The 3,088-nt window shown below is 71.2% G+C and carries 4 protein-coding genes; all 4 read left to right on the forward strand.

Going from position 1 to position 3,088, the window contains the following annotated elements:
• A partial coding sequence (locus G5C62_RS26350; RefSeq protein ID WP_206330880.1) for a glycerophosphodiester phosphodiesterase family protein occupies positions 1 to 1,117 on the forward strand: 1,117 nt, incomplete at its 5' end.
• Complete coding sequence (locus G5C62_RS26355) at positions 1,114 to 1,287, forward strand: hypothetical protein (RefSeq protein ID WP_156119295.1); 174 nt, start codon at positions 1,114 to 1,116, stop codon at positions 1,285 to 1,287. The genes G5C62_RS26350 and G5C62_RS26355, both read left to right, overlap by 4 nt.
• 409 nt (positions 1,288 to 1,696) lie before the next feature.
• On the forward strand, positions 1,697 to 2,359 hold the full coding sequence (locus G5C62_RS26360) for a hypothetical protein (protein ID WP_156119294.1): 663 nt from the start codon (positions 1,697 to 1,699) through the stop codon (positions 2,357 to 2,359).
• Positions 2,360 to 2,620: 261 nt separating this feature from the next.
• Positions 2,621 to 3,061 carry a hypothetical protein gene (locus G5C62_RS26365; RefSeq protein ID WP_164703321.1) on the forward strand — a complete coding sequence of 147 codons (441 nt, stop codon included), beginning with the start codon at positions 2,621 to 2,623 and terminating at the stop codon, positions 3,059 to 3,061.
• The last annotated feature ends 27 nt before the right edge of the window (positions 3,062 to 3,088 follow it).

Below are 3,088 nucleotides of genomic sequence, written 5' to 3' on the forward strand. Positions count from 1 at the left end.
GCACGACGGCACCGTGGACCGCATGACCACCTCCAGCGGCAACGTCGCCGACCACACGTCGGTGTCCTGGAAACAGCTCGACATCGACGCCTCGGTCACCCTGGGCGGAGGCTGGACCGACGGGCTGCGCCCTCCGCTGTTCGAGGAGGTCCTCGTCGAGTTCGGCGACCGCGTCCTCCTCTGCGCCGAGGCCAAGAGCAGCGATGCCATGGGCCCGATGCTCGATGCGCTCGAGCGCCGCGGTGTCAGCCCGGCGTCCGTGCTGCTCCAGTCCTTCGCCCTCGCCGACTGCGGGCTGGCGCGCTCGCGGGGGTGGCCCGTCATCTGGCTCGGCAGCACCGACATCGCCCGGGCCTCCGCCGAGGGCATCGGCTGGATCGGCCTGGATGCGGGCCGCGTCACCTCGACGGTCTGCGCGGCGGCGCACACCGCGGGGATCGAGGTGGCCTGCTACACGGTGAACCGCCGACACCAGCGGGACGCTGTCATCGCCGCCGGGGTGGACGCGATCTTCTCCGACGACCCCCTGTACCTCACCGGAGACGCGGACCGCCGCGCCTCGGACCTGTTCGCGCGCCAGGTCTGGCTGCCCGGGATGCTGCCGGACACCAGCCGCGGCCGGTTCCACCCGGACGACTCCTCCTGGGGCTTCGACGTCTCCGAGACCGTCACCTGCACGCTCATGGGCTTCCTCGCACCGCCGGACCCGGAGGCGTTCACGCTGTACCTGGACGTGCGGATGGACCAGGCGAGCCACAGCAGCGGTGGGTTCGTCTTCCTGAGCACCGACGACCACCCGTACCGACCGTCGTCCGGCTCGGCGCCCGGCGCCAACGGTTACCTCTTCGTCCTGCGGGGGGACGGCGACCTGGTCGTCCGTCGGGTCGTCGAGGGTGTCGCCATCACCCTGGCGTCGTCCACGGGGGGAACGGCGCCGGCGCTGGGCGCGTACGTCCAGCTGCGGATCACCGTCACCGGCTCGGAACTCGCCTTCACGCGCACGGACTCCGTCACCGAGACCCTGACCGTCGCGGACGCCACCTACCGACCCGTGCCCGTCGTCCACCTCGGCAGCGCGTTCGCCGGCGTTCGGTTGAAGAACGTGGTGTTCACATGACCGACCCCTACGACCGCCCAGGCCACGGCCCCGCCGACCCGGACGGCTACCTGATCGAGCAGGCTCCGGATGGCTACCGGTGGACCTGCCGCGCTGACGGCCGCACCGCAGGGCCGTTCACCAGTCGCGAGGAAGCCGTCGTCTCCGCCGAGACCGACCAGACTGCCTGATGCGCTGGGAGGTAGGGGGTGCGATGGCCCGGCTTCGTCGCCCACCCGGGCTCGAACGTGTGCGTATGCAGCGGGTCGCCCCCCGGACGAGTCGACTGAGCAGGGGGCCGCGCCAGTCGTTCCGCCGTGCGCGACATCCGCGACACGCGCGGTGCGCCGTCGCGGAGCCGCTGCCTCGACCGGGCGTCTGACCGCCTGTCCGGGGCTTCCGCGTCGTTTCGGACGCGTCTGTCGGGTCCTCCCCGGTAGCCTCTGGCGTCGGTCCGAGCCCGAAGACCGTTCGCTCTCGCAGGGGTCTCCGGTGCCCGCGCGATCCGAGGACGGCACTGCCCGTGATGCCCGCGCGGACACGCTGCCTGCCGAGACGCCACAGACTGTGCGGTAAGAGAAGGCCATGGTGCCGAGGATCGTGAAGCTCTGGGTGGCGACGACGCTGTTGGCGTCCGGGGGCCTCTTGTACGCCGCGTCCTGGCAGCGCTGGGCCGGTGCATGCCCGTGGAGCGGGGACCAGGAGACCCAGAAGTGCGCGACACGGATGGACCACCTCTACGACTTCCTCCCACCGATGGAGCCGTGGATGGCCGCGGGAGTGGCCGCAGAGCTGGCGGGTGCGTCCCTGCTCGTCCTCGCAGGCGCCCTTCTTCTGCTGCCCTGGGCCTTGACCGGACGGAAGTCGGGGCTCGTCTCCGCCCTGGTTCTGCTCGCAACCGTGCTGGTCGTGATCGACATCGGACTAGCGACGCTGCGCTCGGGGCTCGACGGTGCCGTTGTCAGACCTGTGGCCCCGGACATCACCACCTTGCTGTGGGTCCTGGTGCTCCCGTTCCTGCTCGGGCGTCTCGCGGTGCTGTCCCGCGGCTGGGCGAGCCGTGCGGCGGCGGTGCTGCTGATACTGGCATCGCCGCTCGTCGCCTCCACCACCTACGCGATCGGTCCCTGGGATGCCCAGCCGTGGTGGGAAGCGATCTCGGGCCTGCTGACGTGCGGAGCCGGGGCGTGCCTGCTCGTGGAGGCGACACGTCGGCCGGCTCGACGTCGCGATGGCAACGTCCAGCAGGCAGTCGTGATCTGACCGGGTTGCGTCCACCCGCGTGTCCCGATGGATCCAGGGCTCAGATGATCATCGGCTCCAGGCTCACCGTCGGCAGCCTCCCTCTGCGCCTCTGACCGCGAGCCGGGTACGGGGACGCCACACCGATCAAGGCCGCGACCGTGTGCGTATGTAGCGTGTCGCCCCTCGGACACTCCTCACGGGGAAGCTTCCCCAGCACTACGTGACGCAGCTCACCCAGATCCGGCTGCGCTCACGATTTCGTCCGGCACCTGTCTTGAGGTGCCAACCCCCTCCGGCCTGATTCGGGCCAAGCAGACCGAGCGGCTGGTCGCCGCGCTCATCCCGCCGACCACCGCTCCGACCGTCGCCGTCCCTAACGCCGCCGCGACGGTCCTCCCGCTGCCGGCGCTGGCTCCGGTCCAGCCCGCGCGGTTCGTCCACCGCACCGCCCTGCTCGACGACCACGGCCGGGTGCGCGAGGCGACTCTCTTGGCCCTCCTCGGCTGGAAGCCCCAGCAGGCGGTCGAGGTCGTTGAGCACGGCCCCCGCCTGCTCGTGCGTGCCACACCCGACGGCCCGGTCGTCCTCGACCCGAAGGGGCGGGTGCGCGTCCCAGACGCGGTCAAGTCCGCCGGCGTGGTGTGTGACGACTACCGCGTGATCTTCATGTCGGGTCAGGCGCTGAGCGCCGGGATAGTCGGCTGCGTGGTCACCTCCTGAGTGGTGCCGTCGGTGTCGGTGACGGTC

Source organism: Modestobacter sp. KNN46-3, assembly GCF_011039295.1.